Annotated in this window: 16 protein-coding genes; 4 read left to right on the top strand and 12 right to left on the bottom strand. The window is 64.1% G+C overall.

Features of this window, described 5'->3' with window-relative positions; translation table 11 throughout:
* Positions 1 to 142: 142 nt before the first annotated feature.
* The 5 genes from I6F35_RS25560 to I6F35_RS25540 form a co-directional block, all read right to left on the bottom strand.
* Positions 143 to 1,198: a 2-oxoacid:ferredoxin oxidoreductase subunit beta gene (locus I6F35_RS25560; protein WP_225120418.1), complete on the bottom strand. Its 1,056-nt coding sequence runs from the start codon at positions 1,196 to 1,198 to the stop codon at positions 143 to 145.
* On the bottom strand, positions 1,195 to 3,042 hold the full coding sequence (locus tag I6F35_RS25555; protein WP_225120417.1) for a 2-oxoacid:acceptor oxidoreductase subunit alpha: 1,848 nt from the start codon (positions 3,040 to 3,042) through the stop codon (positions 1,195 to 1,197). Before I6F35_RS25555 ends, I6F35_RS25560 begins: the two co-directional genes overlap by 4 nt.
* Positions 3,012 to 4,811, bottom strand: coding sequence for an FAD-dependent oxidoreductase (locus I6F35_RS25550; RefSeq protein WP_225120416.1), 1,800 nt, complete (start codon positions 4,809 to 4,811; stop codon positions 3,012 to 3,014). Before I6F35_RS25550 ends, I6F35_RS25555 begins: the two co-directional genes overlap by 31 nt.
* Positions 4,812 to 5,061: 250 nt before the next feature.
* Entirely contained in the window at positions 5,062 to 5,733 is a 672-nt protein-coding gene (locus I6F35_RS25545) for a DUF4286 family protein (RefSeq protein ID WP_225120415.1), read from the bottom strand.
* A gap of 167 nt (positions 5,734 to 5,900) precedes the next feature.
* Positions 5,901 to 6,644 carry an SDR family oxidoreductase gene (locus I6F35_RS25540; protein ID WP_225120414.1) on the bottom strand — a complete coding sequence of 248 codons (744 nt, stop codon included), beginning with the start codon at positions 6,642 to 6,644 and terminating at the stop codon, positions 5,901 to 5,903.
* Between the two features lie 167 nt (positions 6,645 to 6,811).
* On the opposite strand from I6F35_RS25540, the gene I6F35_RS25535 reads away from it, so the two are divergent.
* Both I6F35_RS25535 and I6F35_RS25530 read left to right on the top strand, forming a co-directional pair.
* Positions 6,812 to 7,327 carry a DUF4269 domain-containing protein gene (locus I6F35_RS25535; protein WP_225120413.1) on the top strand — a complete coding sequence of 172 codons (516 nt, stop codon included), beginning with the start codon at positions 6,812 to 6,814 and terminating at the stop codon, positions 7,325 to 7,327.
* Positions 7,328 to 7,438: 111 nt separating this feature from the next.
* Positions 7,439 to 8,233 carry an alpha/beta hydrolase gene (locus tag I6F35_RS25530; protein WP_225120412.1) on the top strand — a complete coding sequence of 265 codons (795 nt, stop codon included), beginning with the start codon at positions 7,439 to 7,441 and terminating at the stop codon, positions 8,231 to 8,233.
* 172 nt (positions 8,234 to 8,405) lie between these two features.
* Here the strand turns inward: I6F35_RS25530 and I6F35_RS25525 are convergent, their stop codons facing one another.
* Positions 8,406 to 9,404 carry an alpha/beta hydrolase gene (locus I6F35_RS25525; protein WP_225120411.1) on the bottom strand — a complete coding sequence of 333 codons (999 nt, stop codon included), beginning with the start codon at positions 9,402 to 9,404 and terminating at the stop codon, positions 8,406 to 8,408.
* 191 nt (positions 9,405 to 9,595) lie between these two features.
* Here I6F35_RS25525 and I6F35_RS25520 point away from each other — a divergent pair, with 191 nt between their 5' ends.
* Entirely contained in the window at positions 9,596 to 10,495 is a 900-nt protein-coding gene (locus tag I6F35_RS25520; RefSeq protein WP_225120410.1) for a LysR family transcriptional regulator, read from the top strand.
* Between the two features lie 157 nt (positions 10,496 to 10,652).
* Positions 10,653 to 13,010 (top strand): caspase domain-containing protein, encoded by a 2,358-nt coding sequence (locus I6F35_RS25515; RefSeq protein ID WP_225120409.1) that lies wholly within the window; start codon positions 10,653 to 10,655, stop codon positions 13,008 to 13,010.
* A gap of 29 nt (positions 13,011 to 13,039) precedes the next feature.
* Here I6F35_RS25515 and pip read toward each other — a convergent pair whose 3' ends face one another.
* From pip to pqqA, 6 genes are all read right to left on the bottom strand, one after another.
* On the bottom strand, positions 13,040 to 14,026 hold the full coding sequence (pip, locus tag I6F35_RS25510) for a prolyl aminopeptidase (protein WP_225120408.1): 987 nt from the start codon (positions 14,024 to 14,026) through the stop codon (positions 13,040 to 13,042).
* Positions 14,016 to 15,221 carry a pyrroloquinoline quinone biosynthesis protein PqqE gene (pqqE, locus tag I6F35_RS25505; protein ID WP_225120407.1) on the bottom strand — a complete coding sequence of 402 codons (1,206 nt, stop codon included), beginning with the start codon at positions 15,219 to 15,221 and terminating at the stop codon, positions 14,016 to 14,018. Before pqqE ends, pip begins: the two co-directional genes overlap by 11 nt.
* Positions 15,218 to 15,526, bottom strand: a complete 309-nt coding sequence (pqqD, locus tag I6F35_RS25500; protein ID WP_225120406.1) for a pyrroloquinoline quinone biosynthesis peptide chaperone PqqD — start codon at positions 15,524 to 15,526, stop codon at positions 15,218 to 15,220. Before pqqD ends, pqqE begins: the two co-directional genes overlap by 4 nt.
* Before the next feature lie 11 nt (positions 15,527 to 15,537).
* On the bottom strand, positions 15,538 to 16,317 hold the full coding sequence (gene pqqC, locus I6F35_RS25495) for a pyrroloquinoline-quinone synthase PqqC (protein WP_225120405.1): 780 nt from the start codon (positions 16,315 to 16,317) through the stop codon (positions 15,538 to 15,540).
* On the bottom strand, positions 16,314 to 17,243 hold the full coding sequence (gene pqqB / locus I6F35_RS25490) for a pyrroloquinoline quinone biosynthesis protein PqqB (protein WP_225120404.1): 930 nt from the start codon (positions 17,241 to 17,243) through the stop codon (positions 16,314 to 16,316). The genes pqqC and pqqB overlap by 4 nt, the downstream gene beginning before the upstream one ends.
* Before the next feature lie 133 nt (positions 17,244 to 17,376).
* The gene (pqqA, locus tag I6F35_RS25485) at positions 17,377 to 17,457 is read right to left on the bottom strand and encodes a pyrroloquinoline quinone precursor peptide PqqA (protein WP_035635412.1); all 81 of its coding nucleotides are present in this window, start codon (positions 17,455 to 17,457) and stop codon (positions 17,377 to 17,379) included.
* Positions 17,458 to 17,687 lie beyond the last annotated feature (230 nt).

Here is a 17,687-nt window from a genome sequence, read left to right as displayed (position 1 = left end):
GGGATCTTCTCTCCACGCGCACCAGCGCCCGCGGCCTCACCCCCATCCCAGCCTTCCCCCTTTCGGGGGGAAGGAGTTCAAGCTTGCAGTCCGCACCGCTTCCCGCATCCCTCGAAAAGAGCGCAAGCGGGAGAGGCAGTATTCACCGCAGGCTGGCGTTGATCTTGTCCAGCGCGGCCGAGCCTGGGCAGAGCGCTTTCTCGTCGAGCCGGTTGAGCGGGGCGTCCACCGTGTTGAGATGGGCGTGCAGATCCTCCGCTTCCGGGTCGACGTACAGAAGTCCGGTAACGATCTGGCCCTTGGCCGCGTGCTTCTGCAGGAACGTCATCGCGCCCAGCCGGTCGTGCGCATCGTAGTCCGCATCGAGCTTGCGCAGCGCGATCCGCGAGCCGTCGTGCTGCTCGACCACCTGCACGGTGCCGGGGGCATAGTCGACATGGATCGGCTCGCGGCCGACCAGCACGTCGAGCCGGTTCACGGCGTCATTGTGCTCGCGCACATAGTCGAAACTCTTGGTCGAGCCGGCATGATTGTTGAAGGCGATGCAGGGGCTGATGACGTCGATGAAGGACGCGCCCTTGTGCTGGATCGCGGCCGCGATCAGCGGCACGAGCTGGGTCTTGTCGCCGGAGAAGCTGCGCGCGACAAAGGTCGCCCCGAGCTGCAATGCGATCGCGACCAGGTCGATCGCGTTGTCGGTGTTGACCACGCCCTTCTTCGACTTCGAGCCGCGGTCGGCGGTCGCCGAGAACTGGCCCTTGGTCAGGCCATAGACGCCGTTGTTCTCGACGATATAGGTCATGTTGACGCCGCGCCGGATCGAATGCGCGAACTGGCCGAAGCCGATCGAGGCAGAATCGCCGTCGCCGGAGACGCCGAGATAGATCAGGTCGCGGTTGGCGAGGTTGGCGCCGGTCAGAACCGACGGCATGCGGCCGTGCACCGAGTTGAAGCCGTGCGAATTGCCGAGGAAATAGTCCGGCGTCTTCGACGAGCAGCCGATACCGGAGATCTTCGCCACCCGGTGCGGCTCGATCGAAAGCTCGAAGCAGGCCTCGATGATCGACGCGGTGATCGAGTCGTGGCCGCAGCCGGCGCACAGCGTCGAGATCTTGCCCTCGTAGTCGCGATGGGTATAGCCGAGCTCGTTCTTCTTGAGGCCGGGATGATGGAATTTCGGCTTTGCAATGTAGGTCATGACACGGCCTTGCGCAGAGGGGTCACCTTGAGATGGTCCTGGTGGTCGCCGATCGCGTTGGCGATGAAGCGCGCGGTGATCGGCGTGCCGTCATAATGCAGGATCGGCACCAGCCGCACCGGATCGATGCCGTTCTCGTTGACGATCAGTTGCCGAAGCTGCGCGTCGCGATTCTGCTCGACGACGTAAACGAAATCGTGGTCGGCGATGAAGCTCGCGACGCTGGAATGGAACGGGAAGGCGCGGATGCGCAAGCGATCGAGCTGGTGCCCGCGCGCCTCCAGCATCTCGATCGCTTCGTCCATCGCCGGCGCCGTCGAGCCGAAATAGATCACGCCGTATTTGGTCGGCTTGGCCGCATTGGCCTGCAGCGGCCGCGGCACCAGATCCTGCGCGGTCTCGAATTTGCGCACCAGGCGCTGCATGTTGTCGGCGTAGACCGGACCTTCCTCCGAATAGCGCGCATAGCGGTCGCGCGAGGTGCCGCGGGTGAAGAATGAACCCTTGGTCGGGTGCGTGCCGGGATAGGTGCGGAAGGGGATGCCGTCGCCGTCGACATCGAGATAGCGGCCGAAATCGCGGCCCTCTTCCAGCATCTCCGCGGTCATCACCTTGCCGCGGTCGTATTGCCGCGCGTCGTCCCAGCGCAGCGGCCGGCACAGCCGGTGATTCATGCCGATATCGAGGTCGAGCATGACAAAGATCACGGTCTGCAGCCGCTCGGCGAGATCGAAGGCGGTCGCGGCGAACTCGAACGCCTCCGCCGGATCTTCCGGGAACAGCAGCACATGCTTGGTGTCGCCATGCGAAGCATAGGCGCAGGCAATGATGTCGCATTGCTGGGTGCGCGTCGGCATGCCGGTCGAAGGGCCGGCGCGTTGCACATTCATGATCACGGCCGGAATTTCGGCGAAGTAGGAGAGGCCAATGAATTCCGTCATCAGCGAGATGCCCGGGCCGGAGGTCGCGGTGAAGGCGCGCGCACCGTTCCATGAGGCGCCGATCACGATGCCGATCGAAGCGAGCTCGTCCTCGGCCTGCACGATGGCGTATTTCGCCTGGCCGGTCTCCGGATCGTGCCGCAGCTTCCTGCAGTGATTGGTGAAGGCCTCGGCGAGCGAGGATGACGGCGTGATTGGGTACCAAGCGCAGACCGTCGCGCCGCCATAGACCGCGCCGAGCGCGGCGGCGCTGTTGCCCTCCAGGAAGATGCGGTCGCCGACCTTGTCCGCCTTCTTCACCTTGAGCCCGATCGGGCATTTCAGGTTCTGCAACGCCCAGTCGCGGCCGAGATGCAGCGCATGGACGTTGGAGGAGAGCAGCTTCTCCTTGCCCTTGTACTGCTCGCCGATCAGTTGCTCGATCAGCTTCGGATCCATGTCGAGCAGCGCCGACAGCGCGCCGAGATAGATGATGTTCTTGAACAGCTGGCGCTGGCGCGGATCGGTATAGGTCGAGTTGGTGATCGCCGTCAGCGGCACGCCGATCACGTTGATGTCGGCGCGGAATTTCGACGATGGCATCGGCTTGGTGGAATCGTAGAACAGATAGCCGCCGGGCTCGATCGAGGCGACATCCTTGTCCCAGGTCTGAGGGTTCATCGCCACCATCATGTCGACGCCGCCGCGGGCGCCGAGATGGCCGGCTTCCGTCACCCGCACCTCGTACCAGGTCGGCAATCCCTGGATGTTGGAGGGGAAGATGTTGCGGGGTGAGACCGGCACGCCATGACGCAGGATCGCGCGTGCGAACAGTTCGTTGGCGCTCGCCGAACCCGAGCCGTTGACGTTGGCGAAGCGGACGACGAAGTCGTTTACGCTGCTGATCGGGCTTTGGACTGACATGTTGATCCCGCGTGAACCATATCGATGAGATATTTCTGCATGTCCCAGGCGCCGGTCGGGCAGCGCTCGGCGCACAGGCCGCAATGCAGGCAGACATCCTCGTCCTTCACCATGACGCGGCCGGTCTTCAAGCCATCGGCGACATAGAGCGCCTGGTCGTGATGAGGCGAGGGTGCCTTCAGCCGCTGCCGCAGATCGTCCTCCTCGCCATTCTGCGTGAAGGTGATGCAATCCATCGGACAGATGTCGACGCAGGCGTCGCATTCGATGCAGAGCGGTGCGGTGAACACCGTCTGCACGTCGCAGTTCAGGCAGCGCTCCGCTTCGCCGAGCGCGAGCTTGAGGTCATAGCCAAGCTCGACCTCGGCGCGGATGTCCTTCAGCGCGATCACCTTGTCGCGATGCGGCACCTTGAAGCGCTTGTCGGTGGAGATGTCGTTGTCATAGCTCCATTCATGGATGCCCATCTTCTGCGAGGAAACGTGCACCTCGGGCAGCGGGCGCTCGTTGATGTCCTCGCCGGACAGCATCTTGTGGATCGACAGCGCGGCGTCATGGCCGTGCGCCACCGCCCAGATGATGTTCTTCGGGCCGAACGCCGCATCACCGCCGAAGAACACCTTTGGATTGGTGGAAGCGAAGGTCGTCGGATCGACCTTCGGCATGTGCCATTTGTCGAATTCGATGCCGCAATCGGCCTCGATCCAGGGAAACGCGTTCTCCTGGCCGACTGCGACCAGCACGTCGTCGCAGGCCACGGTCTCGTCGGGCTCGCCCGACGGCACCAGATTGCGGCGGCCCTTGGCGTCGTATTCCGCCTTCACCTTCTGGAAGGTGACGCCGGTGAGCTTGCCGTTGTCGTGAATGAAAGCAATCGGCACCATGTAGTTGAGGATCGGGATATCCTCATGGAGCGCGTCTTCCTTCTCCCAGGGAGAGGCCTTCATCTCGTCGAAGCCGGAGCGGACGATCACTTTCACGTCCGTCCCACCGAGGCGGCGCGCGGTACGGCAGCAATCCATCGCGGTATTGCCGCCGCCGAGCACGATCACGCGGCGGCCGATCTTCTCGACATGGCCGAACGACACTGAGGACAGCCATTCGATGCCGATGTGGATGTTGGCGGCTGCCTCCTTGCGGCCGGGAATGTCGAGCTCGCGGCCGCGCGGCGCGCCGGAGCCGACGAAGATCGCGTCGTAGTTCTCGGCGAGCAGTTGCTTGAGACTGTCGATGCGGTGGCCGCCCTTGAACTCGATGCCGAGGCCCAGGATGTAGTCGGTCTCCTCGTCGATCACGGAATCAGGCAGGCGGAATTTCGGGATCTGCGTCCGCATCATGCCGCCGGCCTTGGGGTCCTGGTCGAACACGGTGCAGTGATAGCCGAGCGGGGCAAGGTCGCGCGCCACCGCCAGCGAGGCGGGGCCGCCGCCGACCAGCGCGATGCGCTTGCCGTTCTTCGGCCCGGGCCGCGGCAGGCGGTGCTTGATATCGTCCTTGAAGTCGGCGGCGACGCGCTTGAGGCGGCAGATCGCGACCGGATTTTCCTCGACGCGGCCGCGGCGGCAGGCCGGCTCGCATGGACGATCGCAGGTGCGCCCCAAGATGCCGGGGAACACGTTCGATTTCCAATTGATCATATAGGCGTCGCTGTAACGCCCCTCGGCAATCAAACGGATGTATTCAGGGACCGGTGTGTGCGCGGGACAGGCCCACTGGCAGTCGACAACTTTGTGAAAGTAGTCCGGCGCCGAGATATCAGTCGGTTTCATTCCCACCTTATCCGCGCGGAACCCGAGTCAGATGCGCGGCCTTATCTTTTGCCTGCGAACGCCCAGCGGACGGGCGTTCTTCTGGTTTTCCAATTGCATCATAGCTGTCTCTTATTAGAGCCATTCCAGTTCGGGCACACAAGGCAATTCTGTGCGACATAAGGCTTTCGCGTTGCAGCTACGCGTCTGCCGCTGGGCTCTATGAAAGCTTCATATCGCGGTGCAGCATCGGTTACGCCGCCGGCGCGGATCACGCGTGGGCCAGGTCACTTTTCGCCAGATCCCACATCAGCCTGTAAGTGCCGCTGGACATCACCAGAGGCTTGTAGGCCGCGTTGTCGGTAATGGGCGCGGCAGCCGCGGGGAGCGCCTCCACGTCGGTCGCATCGATCAGCACGAACCAGTCACCAGCGCCGGGGGAAGCGGCCTGCGGAGTGTCGGTCAGTGGCTTCGACAGCGCGGGATCGCTCTCGAGCAGATGCATCGAGATGATCCCGTCGAGCTTTGCCGGATCAAGCAGCTCCCGCAGTGCAGCACGCAGCTTCTCGGCGCCATCGGCCGGCGGACGAAGGCGGATGATGCCCAGCGCCGCGCCGCGCCCGGTGCCGCGGCTGATGCTGATGCGAGCCACCGCGCGGATCATGTTCTCAAAGCGCGCCATGGTCCTGCGCGACCATTCGGTCTGGTTGGCGAGCTTCTCGCGATAGGCCGGGCTGTCCAGCACCTCGAATGTCGCGGTGGAGTAGAGGCAGAGATATTTCGGCTTGCCCTCTTCTGCGACGTAGCGACGCGCTTCCAGGAAGCCGTCGATGGCAACGCGCTCCTCGAGATGCTCGCGGTCGTACCAGCGATTGAAATCGGCCTCGTCGGCAGGGGCGATGTCCATTGACGTCAGCAGCATGCCTTTTCCGGCCAAGGGCATTCGTGTTCTCCGGTTTCGAATTCCAACGACGCGTGTCCGGCGTGTGTACTCGCAAATGAGCGAGCGTGACTAGGTGCGTTCAACGCAAGCTGGTCGCGCGACATGGGCATGTGGTCCGCGTAGGACACTGTACGATCCGGCCAATGTGCCGGTCTCTCTCGCAACTGTTAAGCCTTCGCGAGCCATGTCGCCAGATTGGTTGGTCCAAGCCAGGCGGTTCCTCTCGGCGTCAGGGAGGCATCGTCGATCGGCGCGCCATAATACTGCGCCGTTGGATCACCGATAACAGGTCGGCTGTCGCCCGATGCCTTCAGGCGGCGCGCGATGAATTCGTTGAAGGGCGCCTTCTCCGGGCCTGCGATATCGATCGTGCCGCTCAGCGGCTGTCCGATCGCAACCTTGGCGAGGTAGTCGACGACATCATCGGCCGCGATCGGCTGAAACAGGGCCGACGGAACGACGATCCTGTCCCCGGTCGCTCCGGCTTCGGCGATGCTGGCCAGGAATTCGAAGAACTGGGTTGCGCGTACGATGGTGTAGGGGACGCCGAACGCTTTGACCAGGGTTTCTTGCGCGACCTTGGCACGAAAATAGGCAATGTCCGGCGAGCGGTCGGTCCCGACGATCGACAGCACGATGTGATGCTTGACGCCGGTGGTGGCCTCCGCAGCCAGGAGATTGCGCGTCGAACGCTCGAAGAAGTCGAGCACTGCAGCAGGTTCCCAGGATGGCGAATTCGAGACGTCGACGACGACCTGCGCGCCGGTGAGCGCGGCAGCGAGCCCTTCTCCCGTCAGCGCATTCACGCCAGAGCGCGGAGAGGCCGGCACGGCCTCGTGTCCCTGCTTGCCGAGCTTTGCAACCAGCTTCGATCCAATCAGTCCGGTGCCGCCGATGACGATGATCTTCATGACTGTCCCTCACCGTTTGACGAAGGCGAGCAATTCCGGATTGACGACTGGGACAGCTCGCCAACCGAAGCGCAAATATCTCACGAGCCGATGGGTCCAGCAACTCTCCGGCGATGATAGAAGACTTAGCGAATGTCGTGCCGCGGATCTTGATCTGGATAGGCTGGATGAACTACGAAGCTGCGATCGACAACTCCGGTACTTTGGAGGCACTCCGTGCGTACGACCCGCGGGTCGTCGGGACATTTCCCCTCGGGCTTTCCGTGCCGGGAAGCGATATCGACATCATCTGCCACGCATTTGACCCGATGGCCTTTGCGCGAGCGATCTGGAAACAATACCGATCCTGCGACGGCTTTCGTCTCCATCAATGGACCTCGTCGGGGAGACCGGTGGTCGCTCGCTTTGAGTGGGGCGGGTGGCCCTTCGAGGTGTTCGGCGATTCAAGGCCGGTGGATCAGCAATACGGCTGGTTGCATTTTGAGATCGAGAAAAGATTGCTTGATCTCGACGACGGACGCCTCCGGAAGGCTGTCCTTCAGCGGAGGTCACTGGGAGATAAGACAGAGCCAGCCTTCGCGGCCGTCCTCGGAATATCTGGCGATCCGTATCGCGGGCTGCTCGAACTCGCTTCCGCGACCGACGCTCAGTTGCGCGCTCGGCTGAGATCTTTGCGCCCATAGCCGCGGTCCTTGCCGGCATGGCTGTGTTACCGCTGTAGCTCAAATTCCATCGCGCTTGTCAGATTGATGTCGCATGCTTGGATGACGGAGCATTGCAAGCAGGAGAAAGAAGTGCCCTACGCCAACGTCAACGGTCAGCGGCTCTATTACGAGGACACCGGCGGATCCGGTCCGGCGATCGTCTTCTCACACGGACTGTTGCTCGACGGCACAATGTTCTCCGCGCAGTTGGCGGCGCTGCGGGATCGATACCGGTGCATCGTGTGGGACGAGCGCGGACATGGGAAGACTGCGACAGACACGTTGCCAAGCTTTTCCTACTACGACTCGGCAAACGATCTCGCCGCGCTGCTTTCGTTTCTCGATATCGACAGTGCCATTCTCGTCGGCGTATCTCAGGGTGCTTTTCTGGGGATGAGATGCGCCTTGACGCATCCCGAGCGCGTGCGCGCCCTGGTCTTGATCGCAACTCAGGCAGGCGTCGACGATCAAACAACGCTCGCGGGCTATCGCGCGCTGTTTGACGCATGGATCGTGGGCAAGCTGCCGGAACAAATCGCCACCACGGTCGAGCACATCATTTTCGGTCCAGGCTGGCCCGGCGCCTCCGCATGGAAGGAAAGATGGCGCGGCATGAGCGCCGCAAACCTTTCGGCCTGTTTCGATACCCTCGTCCGCCGAGACGACATCAGCGACAAGATATCGTCGATCCACGTTCCCACCCTGATCATCCATGGCGATGCCGATGCCGCGATTCCGGTTGCCAGGGCGCAGGCCATGAAGGAAGCAATTCGCGGTGCGGAATTGATCGTGATTGCAGGCGCTCACTCGGTCAACATGACAAACCCCGGACCCGTGAACGCGGCCATCAACGACTTCCTTGAGCGGCATCATCTCGTCTCTTGAACGCCCGCGCCGAGCCAGCTTGGGAGACGAGATGACGAACCGAGCTCTCCAGCCACTCGCCACCCGGATCGCCGCGCCGCCGATAGCGGCGCCCTTGGGGTGCTGATCGAGTTCTAGGGATTACGATTAACCGGCCACCGGGTGCCGGTTCGAATCCTCACGCGACACCGTGTTACGCCGCGATCTTGCGATTGAGAAAATCGCGGATCAGCGGCACCATTTCGTCCGCCTTGTCCTCGAGCGCGAAATGGCCGGTGTCGATAAGGTGAAACTCGACCTTCGGGAGGTCGCGCTTGTAGGGATAGGCTCCGTCTGCCGGGAAAATCTTGTCGTTCTTGCCCCAGACGATCAGCGTCGGCGGCTGGTGCTTGCGGAAATAGGCCTGCACCTGCGGATAAAGCGGCAGGTTGGTCCGATAGTCGTAGAACAAGTCCATCTGGATTTCGGCGTTGCCGGGCCGATCGAGCAGCGCCTGATCATGGATCCAGTTGTCCGGTGCGACGCGGCTCACATCACTGACGCCATCGGTGTACTGGAACTTCGTCGTCTGCGGCGCCACCAGCACGTAGAGCGCCTTGCGATGCTCTTCGGAGTGGTCGGACCAATAGGCCTTGATCGGGTCCCAGAACTCCTTGAGGCCTTCGACATAGGCGTTGCCGTTCTGCACGATGAGGCCGGTGATGCGTTCGGGATGCTTGAGAGCGAGACGCCAGCCTACGGGCGCGCCATAGTCCATGACGTACATTGCATAGCGCTTGACGCCGAGCTGATCGAGCAGGCCGTCGACAAGTTCTCCGAAGCGGTCGAACGTGTAGGAAAATGTCGCGCGGGCGGGCATGTCGCTCTGCCCATAACCCGGGTAGTCGGGGGCGATCACGTGATAGCGGCCGGCAAGCTCGGGGATCAGATTGCGAAACATGTGCGACGAGGTCGGGAAGCCGTGCAGCAGCAGTACGACCGGCGCGTCGGCTGGCCCCGCTTCGCGATAGAATATCTTGATGCCGTCAATCGTTGTGGTCCGGTGGTGCGTGACGATCGGCGCTTTGCCGCCCGGCGCGGCATTGGCCGCGGGCGCCCCCAGCGGATAAGCGGCGCCGGCCGCCAACAGCGGCAGGCCGAGAGAGAACCGCCGGCGGTCCACGGTCGTGTCGGTTAAATGAACGGCCTTCATGTCGATCTCCAAGTTTCTTCAAGTTCAAGGTAATTGATGAATTTGCGTGACGCGCGTGGACAGGCGCGTTCGCAGACCAGCCTCGTGAAGAGGCCGGGATGACTCGAAATCGACGTAACGCGTTGCCGCGCGGTCGGGCAGCCCGTATGATCGGGAAGCAACTTCTCAAGGTTTGGAAAGGCGGGATTTGAATGGACCGGTTGGAGGCGATGTCGGTGATCATCGCCGTAACCGAGACGGGCAGCATTTCGGCGGCATCGCGTCGCCTGAAATCCCCGGTCGCAACCGTCAGCCGCAAGGTCGCCGAGCTCGAATCCAGGCTGAAAGCGCAATTGTTTCACCGCACGTCGCGGCGGATGACATTAACCGACGCAGGACGGTCCTATATCGAGGCCTGTAAGCGCATCATCGAGCAGGTTGATGACGCCGAACGGGAAGTGTCCGGCGAGTACCGAGTTCCCAGAGGGGAGTTGGCCGTGACCGCCCCGTGGGGTCTCGGGCACACGCATTTGCTGCCGCTCGCCGTTGAATTCCTGGAAGCTTACCCGGAAATTTCGCTTCGGCTCGCCTTCACCGATCGCGTCATCAATACGGTCGAGGAGAGTATCGACGTCGCTATCCGCATCGGCGTTCTGCCCGACAGCAGCATGATAGCAACCCGCATCGGCTCGATCCGCGTCGTCGTTTGCGGGAGCCCCTCATATTTGAAGGCGCGCGGCCGGCCGAAGCAGCTCAGCGACCTCGACAAGCACGACTGCATCACGATCGACGATCACGCGATGCCTTCGGTCTGGAGATTTGTGCGGGGCAGGCGGGCCAGGATTGCGCCGATCAGATCGCGGCTGTGCGTCAACACTTCCGAGGCCGCGGTGCTCGCCGCCATCGAGGGTGCCGGATTGGCGCGGGTGATGTGGTACAAAATGGATGCCGCGAAGCGCGCAGGAAAACTCGTCACCGTGCTGGAAGAGTTCGAACCGGAGCCGCTGCCGGTGCATATCCTCTACACGCCGCGCAATCCGGCGCCGCTCAAGCTGCGCGCATTTCTCAACTGGATGACACCGCGCCTCAAGGCCCGCTTGACGCTGGCCTGAACGTCGCGCAGCAGGGTGGCGCGTCCGATCTGCTGCGACCAAAGGCCCATGGAACGCTCGTGAAGGCCAAGGATTGCCATAATTAGCGTAATCCTGTTCAGCGCTGGTTCACCCGTCGAGGAATCCAATCGATTGGCATCCGATAGGGGATACGATCATGACGCGCATTCTGTTGGCATTGTTCATCGGCCTGGTGTCAACGATCGCGCTGCCCGCCCAGGCGCAGGAACAGGAGAAGCGGCTCGCGCTGGTGATCGGCAACGGCGCCTACGCAGCCGGCGCGCTGCCGACCGCGGCCAATGATGCGGGCCTTGTGGCGCAGACGCTGCAGGCCGCGGGCTTCGATGTCGTCGGCGCGCGCGACCTCGATGGCGAGACGCTGCGGAGGTCGTTCCGCGACTTCGTGCAAAAGGTGCAGGAAGCGGGACCGAACACGGTCGCTTTTGTCTACCTCGCCGGCTATGGCGTACAGCTCACCGGCGAGAACTATTTTCTTCCGGTCGATGCCAAGATCGCGCGCGATATCGACGTGCCGGTCGAGGGCCTGCGGATGTCGGACTATATGCGTCAGCTCTCGGCGCTTCCGGTCAAAGCGAACATCGTCGTGCTCGATGCGGCGCGTGCGAATTCCTTCGCCAAGGAAGGCCAGCCGCTTGCGGGCGGCCTGGCGCTGGTGGAACCCGACGCGAAAATGCTGGTGGCGTTCAACGCCGCGCCCGGGACGATCGCGCCCGAGGGCCAGCCGCCTTACGGCGCCTACGCGCAGGCGCTCGCCGAGATGATTCGCGCCGGCGGCCAGCCGCTGCCCGAGCTGTTCGACCGCGTTCGCCTCCGCGTCAGCGAAATGACCAAGGGTGCGCAGATCCCGTGGAACGCGCAGAAGATCGATACGCCCTTCATGTTCTTCGAGCGGCAGCCGGACGCGCCGCCGACCCAGGTCGATGCCAGCGTTCGCAAGAAGCCGATCCGCGACTTCGACGCCAAGGATGCCTATGCCGCCGCGCTCGAGCGCGACACGCTGCCGGGCTACGAGGAGTTCCTGCAGGCGTTTCCGAATGATCCGCTCGCCAAGCGGGTGAGAGCGATCGTTGCCGCGCGGCGCGAGGCGATCACCTGGCGGCGGACCTATCGCACCGATACGCCGGATGCCTATTGGTCGTATCTCGATCGCTATCCGCGCGGCCCGCATGCGGCGGACGCGCGACGACGTCTTGCGATCCTTTCGGCAGCGCTGGAGCCGCCGCCGTCCTTTGCGCCGATCGACTACGATGTTCCGCCGCCGCCGCCCGACGAGCTGATGTATGTGGACGATCGGCCGGTGCTCTATTTCGACGATCCGGTGTACGCCTTTGCGCCGCCGCCGCCGGCGCCGGTGTTCTTCCTGCCGCCACCGCCGCCGGATTTCGTGGTGCTGCCGCCACCGCCGCCGCCGGCTGCGGTGTACGTGCTGCCTGTTCCGGTGTTCGTCCCGATCCCGGTCTATGTCCGGCCGCCGGTCTATGTCGCGCCGCCGCCGAACAACATCGTGTTCGCCAACATCCACAACCGGACTGTTATCAACGAGGTCATCAACAATCCCAATCCAACCCCAGCGCAGCTCGGCGCGCTCGGAACGAAGTTCAATGGTGGCGCAGCTCGACCGGCGATCGCGCCATCGCTGCCGCTGGCCGCGGCGCAGCGGGCCAATCTGGTCCAGCCATCGCCGCAGGGCGCCGGTCAGCCGGCGCCAGGCACCAAGTTTGCGCCGGCCACGCCGACATCTCCGCAGGGCGCAGCACCCAGCGCCGCCAGCCCGCAGGCCTTGCCAAGCGCTGGGAGGCAGCCATTGCCGCAGACGACGGCGCCGCCCGCGACCGCCGCGCAGCCTGACGCGGGCACCAAGGCGTCGCGAGTGACGTCTCCGCCCGTTGCGGCGCCCAACGCGGCTGGTGCCAATGCGCCGGCAGGGATGAAGGGGCGGCCCTCACCGCAGACCGCGACGGCGCCTGCCACCGCTGCGCAACCAAACGCGACGCGGCCTGGAGCGTCGCCGAGCGCTGCGGCTCCGCCAACCGACACGAAGCTCAATCGGGCTGCACCGGCACAGCAGCCGTCGGTCGCACGGCCGGCGGATGTTCCGAGGGCCGCTGGCGCGCCGCCGTCTCGCAACGCGCCCGCCGCAGCCGCATTGGCGAGGCCTGCGCCTTCCGTTGCTCCGCCAGCCGCCCATCGTCCGCCACCGGCCGCGATGCGGGCGCCGCCGCCTTCGGTCGCGGCGCGGACGGTCGCGCCGCCGCCAGCCGCACCGCGCGTCGCCGCGCCACCGCCACGCATGGCCGCGCCGCCGCCCGCTGCGCCGCGCATGGCGGCACCGCCACCTGCTGCTGCTCCGCGCATGGCGGCACCGCCGCCGCCGCGGGTCGCAGCACCGCCGCCAATGGCGGCCCATGCACAGCGCATGGCGGCACCGCCGGCCCGGCCCAGCGCGCCGGCGGCGCACGGACCCGTCTGTCCGGGCGGCAAGTGCGCGCGTTGATCGGTGCTTAAAGAGACGCCGCAGCGATCTCAGGTCGGCTTGCGTGAGGCGAGGTCCGCGATTGCCCGCATGACGGCGTCGCGGACGCCGGGGTCGTACAGGATATGCCCGGCGCCTTCGACGATGCGGACTTCGCCCTTCGGCCAGCGTGCGGCGAGCGCAAAGGACGTCGCCGGCGGACACAGCAGATCGTAGCGGCCCTGCACCAGGATGCCCGGAATGTCGGCAAGCTTGCCGGCTTGGTTCATCAGTTGATCGGGCGCCATGAAGCAGTCATTGGCGAAGTAATGCGCCTCCATGAACGGCGTCGCGGGCAACGCGCGCGACGAGTTCAGCGCGGCGAGGTCAAGCCGTATGCGGCTGGGCGCATGGACGGAGAGGATGTGCTCGGTGTCATGCCAGGCGCGCGCGGCGGGGCCGTGCACGGCAGCATCCGCATCGAGGATGCGGCGCCAATAGCCCTCCAGCGGCTGGCCGCGCTCTTCCGCGGGCAGGAGGCTCAGGAAGTCCACCGACAGCGCCGGGTAGAAGCGCGGCAGCGTCTCGAGAAAGGCGCCTTCCAATTCCCTGCGCGTGCCGAGGAAGGTCGCCCGCAGCACGAGGCCGGTGACGCGATCGGGATGCGCCTCAGCATAGGCCAGCGCCAGCGTCGCGCCCCAGGAGCCGCCGACCACCAGCCAGCGCTCGAAGCCGAATTTCTGCCGGATCGTTTCCATGTCCGCGATCAGGAGCGGCAGCGTGTTGGCCTCGCGCCTTCCCTTCGGCCGGCTGCGGCCGGCGCCGCGCTGGTCGAACAGCACGGCATGAAAACGCTCGGGATCGAACAGGCGGCGATGATCGGCCTGACAGCCGCTGCCGGGGCCGCCATGCAGGTAGACGGCCGGCACGCCACCCTCGCGGCCGACGCTCTCGACATAGATCTCATGATCGTCGCCGACAGCCAGCAGTTCGGAAGTCAGTGGCGCGAAGGGATCCGTGCGGCGCGATGATTTCCCCGCCTCGGCGTCAGGCGCCATGGTCGCCTTCCGTCTCCAGCGTGCCGCCGGCGAAATTGCGATAGAGGAAGCGGTTGTTGCCACCGGCCGCTTCGGTCTCCGCGAGCTTGAAGATCTTCTCGTGCATCGGCGACAGCGTGCAGGCCGGGTCGGTATTGCCGGCATCGCCGGTCAGCGCAAAAGCCTGGCAGCGGCAGCCGCCATAGTCGATCTCGCGGAATTCGCAGGATTTGCACGGCTCGGGCATCCACCCGGTGCCGCGATAACGGTTGAAGGCCTCCGAATTCTGCCAGATCCAGGCGATCGAATGATTCGAGCGCACGGATTCGAACTGGAGCCCGGTGATGCTCTCGGCGGCGTGGCACGGCAGCACCTTGCCGGCCGGCGAGATGTTGAAGAACTGCCGGCCCCAGCCGCCCATGCACTTCTTCGGCCGCAGTGCGTAATAGTCCGGCACCACGTAGTCGATCGCGAGCACGCCCTTCAGCCGTGCCTGCGCCTCCTCGACGATGCGGCTGGTCTCCTCGATCTGTTCCATCGTCGGCATCAGGGCGGCGCGGTTCTTCAGCGCCCAGCCGTAATACTGCACGTTGGCGACCTCGAGCCGGTCGGCGTCGAGATCGACAGCCATCTGGATGATGTCGGAAAGCTGGTGCAGGTTCTGCCGGTGCATCACCGCGTTGACGGTGAGCGGCAGGTCGAGCTCGCGCGTCCATCTCGCGGCCTGGATCTTCTTCTCGTGCGAATTTTTCAAGCCCGCGACGCGATCGGCCACGACGGGCTCGTTGCCCTGGAAGCTGATCTGCACATGGCAGAGGCCCGCATCGGCGAGCGCCGAAAGCTTTTCCTTCGACAGCAGCACCGCCGACGTGATCAGATTGGTGTAGAGCCCGACGTCATCAGCATGCTGCACCAGCTCGACGAGATCCTTCCGCGCGGTCGGCTCGCCGCCGGAGAAATGGATCTGCAGCACGCCGAGCTCGACGAGCTCGGTCATCACCTTCTTCCATTCCTCGGTGGTGAGTTCGCTGCCGGAGCGGTCGAGCTCGACCGGGTTGGAGCAATAGGGGCATTGCAGCGGGCAGCGGTGCGTCAGCTCCGCGAGCACCGCCAGCGGAATGCCGTAGCTCGTGGCCGTCGAGCGGCGCTGCTCCAGCACCTCGAGCCCGTCGTTCGGCGCAGCCGTCGTTTTGCCTTCGGTGAGAATGTCGCTCATGGCGTCTTCTCCCGTGCTTCCGTGAGAAAACCTTTGTCCGCCAGGTCCTGCAGCATGGCGATCACGTCGGTCGAGATCGCCTCGCGCGGTGCGGCGTATTTCGCGGCGAGCTGATCGACCATGTCGGCGACGCTGCGCTCGCCGTCGCAGAGCTGCAGCACTTCGACCGCGATCTCGTCCGGCGCCAGCACGCGTTCCGGCGCCAGGATCACCCAGACCTGCCGGGTCTCGTCGAACCTCAGCTTGGCGTGCCGCGGCAATTTCGGCCGGCTTGCCTCGCTGACGCTGATGTTGCGGCCCGCCATCCCAAAATCCTCTAGCTCGCCGTCGGCACGAAAGCGCCGGGCGGGATGTGGCCATCGACATAGGCATGGTAGAGCGCGTCGAGCTGCACCCACAGCACGTTGGTCTTGAAGATCAGCGCGTTGGCGACTGCCTCGCGCTCTGCCTGGCTCGTGGCGTTCTTCTTGACATAGTCGAGCGCGAACCCCGCATCGCGCGGCGCCTGCTGCAGGCGACGCTTGAAATAGCTCATGATGTCGGGGTTGACGAAGTCATAGTGCTGCAGCATCCCGGAGATGCGCTCCTCGTGCAGGTTCGGCGCGAACAACTCCGTCAGCGAGGAGGCGATCGCCTCCAGCGGCGTCCGGTTGCGGCAGAAATGCACATAGGCCTCCACCGCAAAGCGCGTTGCCGGCAATATGCCCTCTGTCGATTCCACATAGGCGCTGTCGAGGCCGAGACCTTCGGTCAGCTTCAGCCAGCGCTCGATCCCTCCTTCGCTGTCCACGTCGCCGTCATGGTCCTCGATGCGGTGGCGCCACTCGATGCGGGTCTTGCGGTCGCGGAAGCGCGAGATCACGACCGCGTCCTTGATCGGGATCGTGCTCTGATAATAGTAACGGTTCAGCGCCCAGGCCTGCACCTGGCCCTTGTTCAATTTGCCGCCATGCAGCAGCTTATGGAACGGATGCAGGCTGTGATAGCGCGTCGCGCCGATATGGCGCAGCATCGCTTCGAGCTCCTCGGCGCTGCTCAGCGACACGCCCTTGCCGATCGAATAGGCGGTCATCCCGCTGGGTGAAGGTGCGTTCAAAGCTCGATCTCCGTTCCATCGGCGGGGATTTGCCAGCCGGCCCGCTCGGCGGCCTTCCGCTCGGGAGAGTCCTTCAACAAAGCCGGGTTGGAGTTGTTGATATGCAGGAACAGTTTTCGGCCGATATCAAGGCCCGCCAAGCTCTCGATCGCGCCGTGGCCGCCTGACATCGAAATATGTCCCATCCCCCGACCGGTCTTGTTGCCGAGACCCGCCGCGATCAACTCGTCATCGCGCCATACCGTGCCATCGAAGAACACCAGCGGCGCTCCCGCAAGCCGCGATTTCAGATCATCGGTCACGCGCGCGCACGCAGCGAGAAAATAGAGATATTTGCCGCTGGCCTTTTCCGCAATGCGCAGGCCCAGCGTGTCGCCTGCGCCGTCCTTGCCGGCCGGATGCGCCTTGCCCTCGAGATACCAGGCGCCCTTGCCGGGAACCTCGAACGGCAGCACCTCGAGCCCGGAGGGCGAGCCGTCGGGGAGGGTGGGCTCAAAGGCGCGGTCCACCTCGATCGATCGGCGCTTCACGTTGTTCTCGCTCAGCACGTCGAAGACGCTGTTGGACTTCAGGATCGCCAGCACCCGCTGGTGCGCGTAGATCGCGAATGGCGAGCCCTCGCGCATCGACAGCAGTCCCGCGATCGCATCGATCTCGCCATTGGTGAGGATGACGCCGGCGATCGGGCTGTGGCGAAGCTCGCCGCGTCTGGGATGCAATTGCGGCGTCGCGACCAATTGCTGGCGCAGATCGGGCGAGGCGTTGATCAGGAACCAGTGCTCGCCGTCAGCGCTGACCGCAATCGAGGCCTGCGTGCTCCGCAGTTCCGGAGCTTCGTCTCTCGCCTTGCTGCAAACCGGGCAGCCGCAGTTCCACTGCGGAACACCACCACCGGCTGCGGCGCCCAGGACGACGACGCGAAGCATGATCCGTCTCCCGGCGAAAACCTGATAGGCAGGAACACAACAAAACGGACCCGGGCGTCAACAGACATTCCCTTCTCGGGAATGTCGGACGCCCGCAAGTCCAGCTACGTGAAAGATAGGCCGTCGCGTCCGCTTACTTGCGGGTCGCGCACATATACATGTTGATTTCCATGCCGACGGATACTTCGACGATCTTCGGTGCTTTCCAGGCCATTAGGCGCTCTCCTTAAATTGAAACCGGACGTATTCCGCCCTGGCCAGTAAACTAATGCGCGCGAAAAAGTTCGCCAGTTAAATTTTGACGTGCTGCGCTGCATCAGTCATGCTGCGTCGCAACCAGGAATTCACGCAGTTGTGCGAGAGCCGCAAGTCAAATCAGACGTTTCGTTATTGTTCGCGTTGCCATCAATAACGATTCTGTTTTGGCTGAGGCTCCAACGTGGG

Source organism: Bradyrhizobium sp. BRP22 (assembly GCF_020194175.1).
Classification (GTDB): domain Bacteria; phylum Pseudomonadota; class Alphaproteobacteria; order Rhizobiales; family Xanthobacteraceae; genus Bradyrhizobium.
This window is presented reverse-complemented; position numbering and strand designations above follow the sequence as displayed.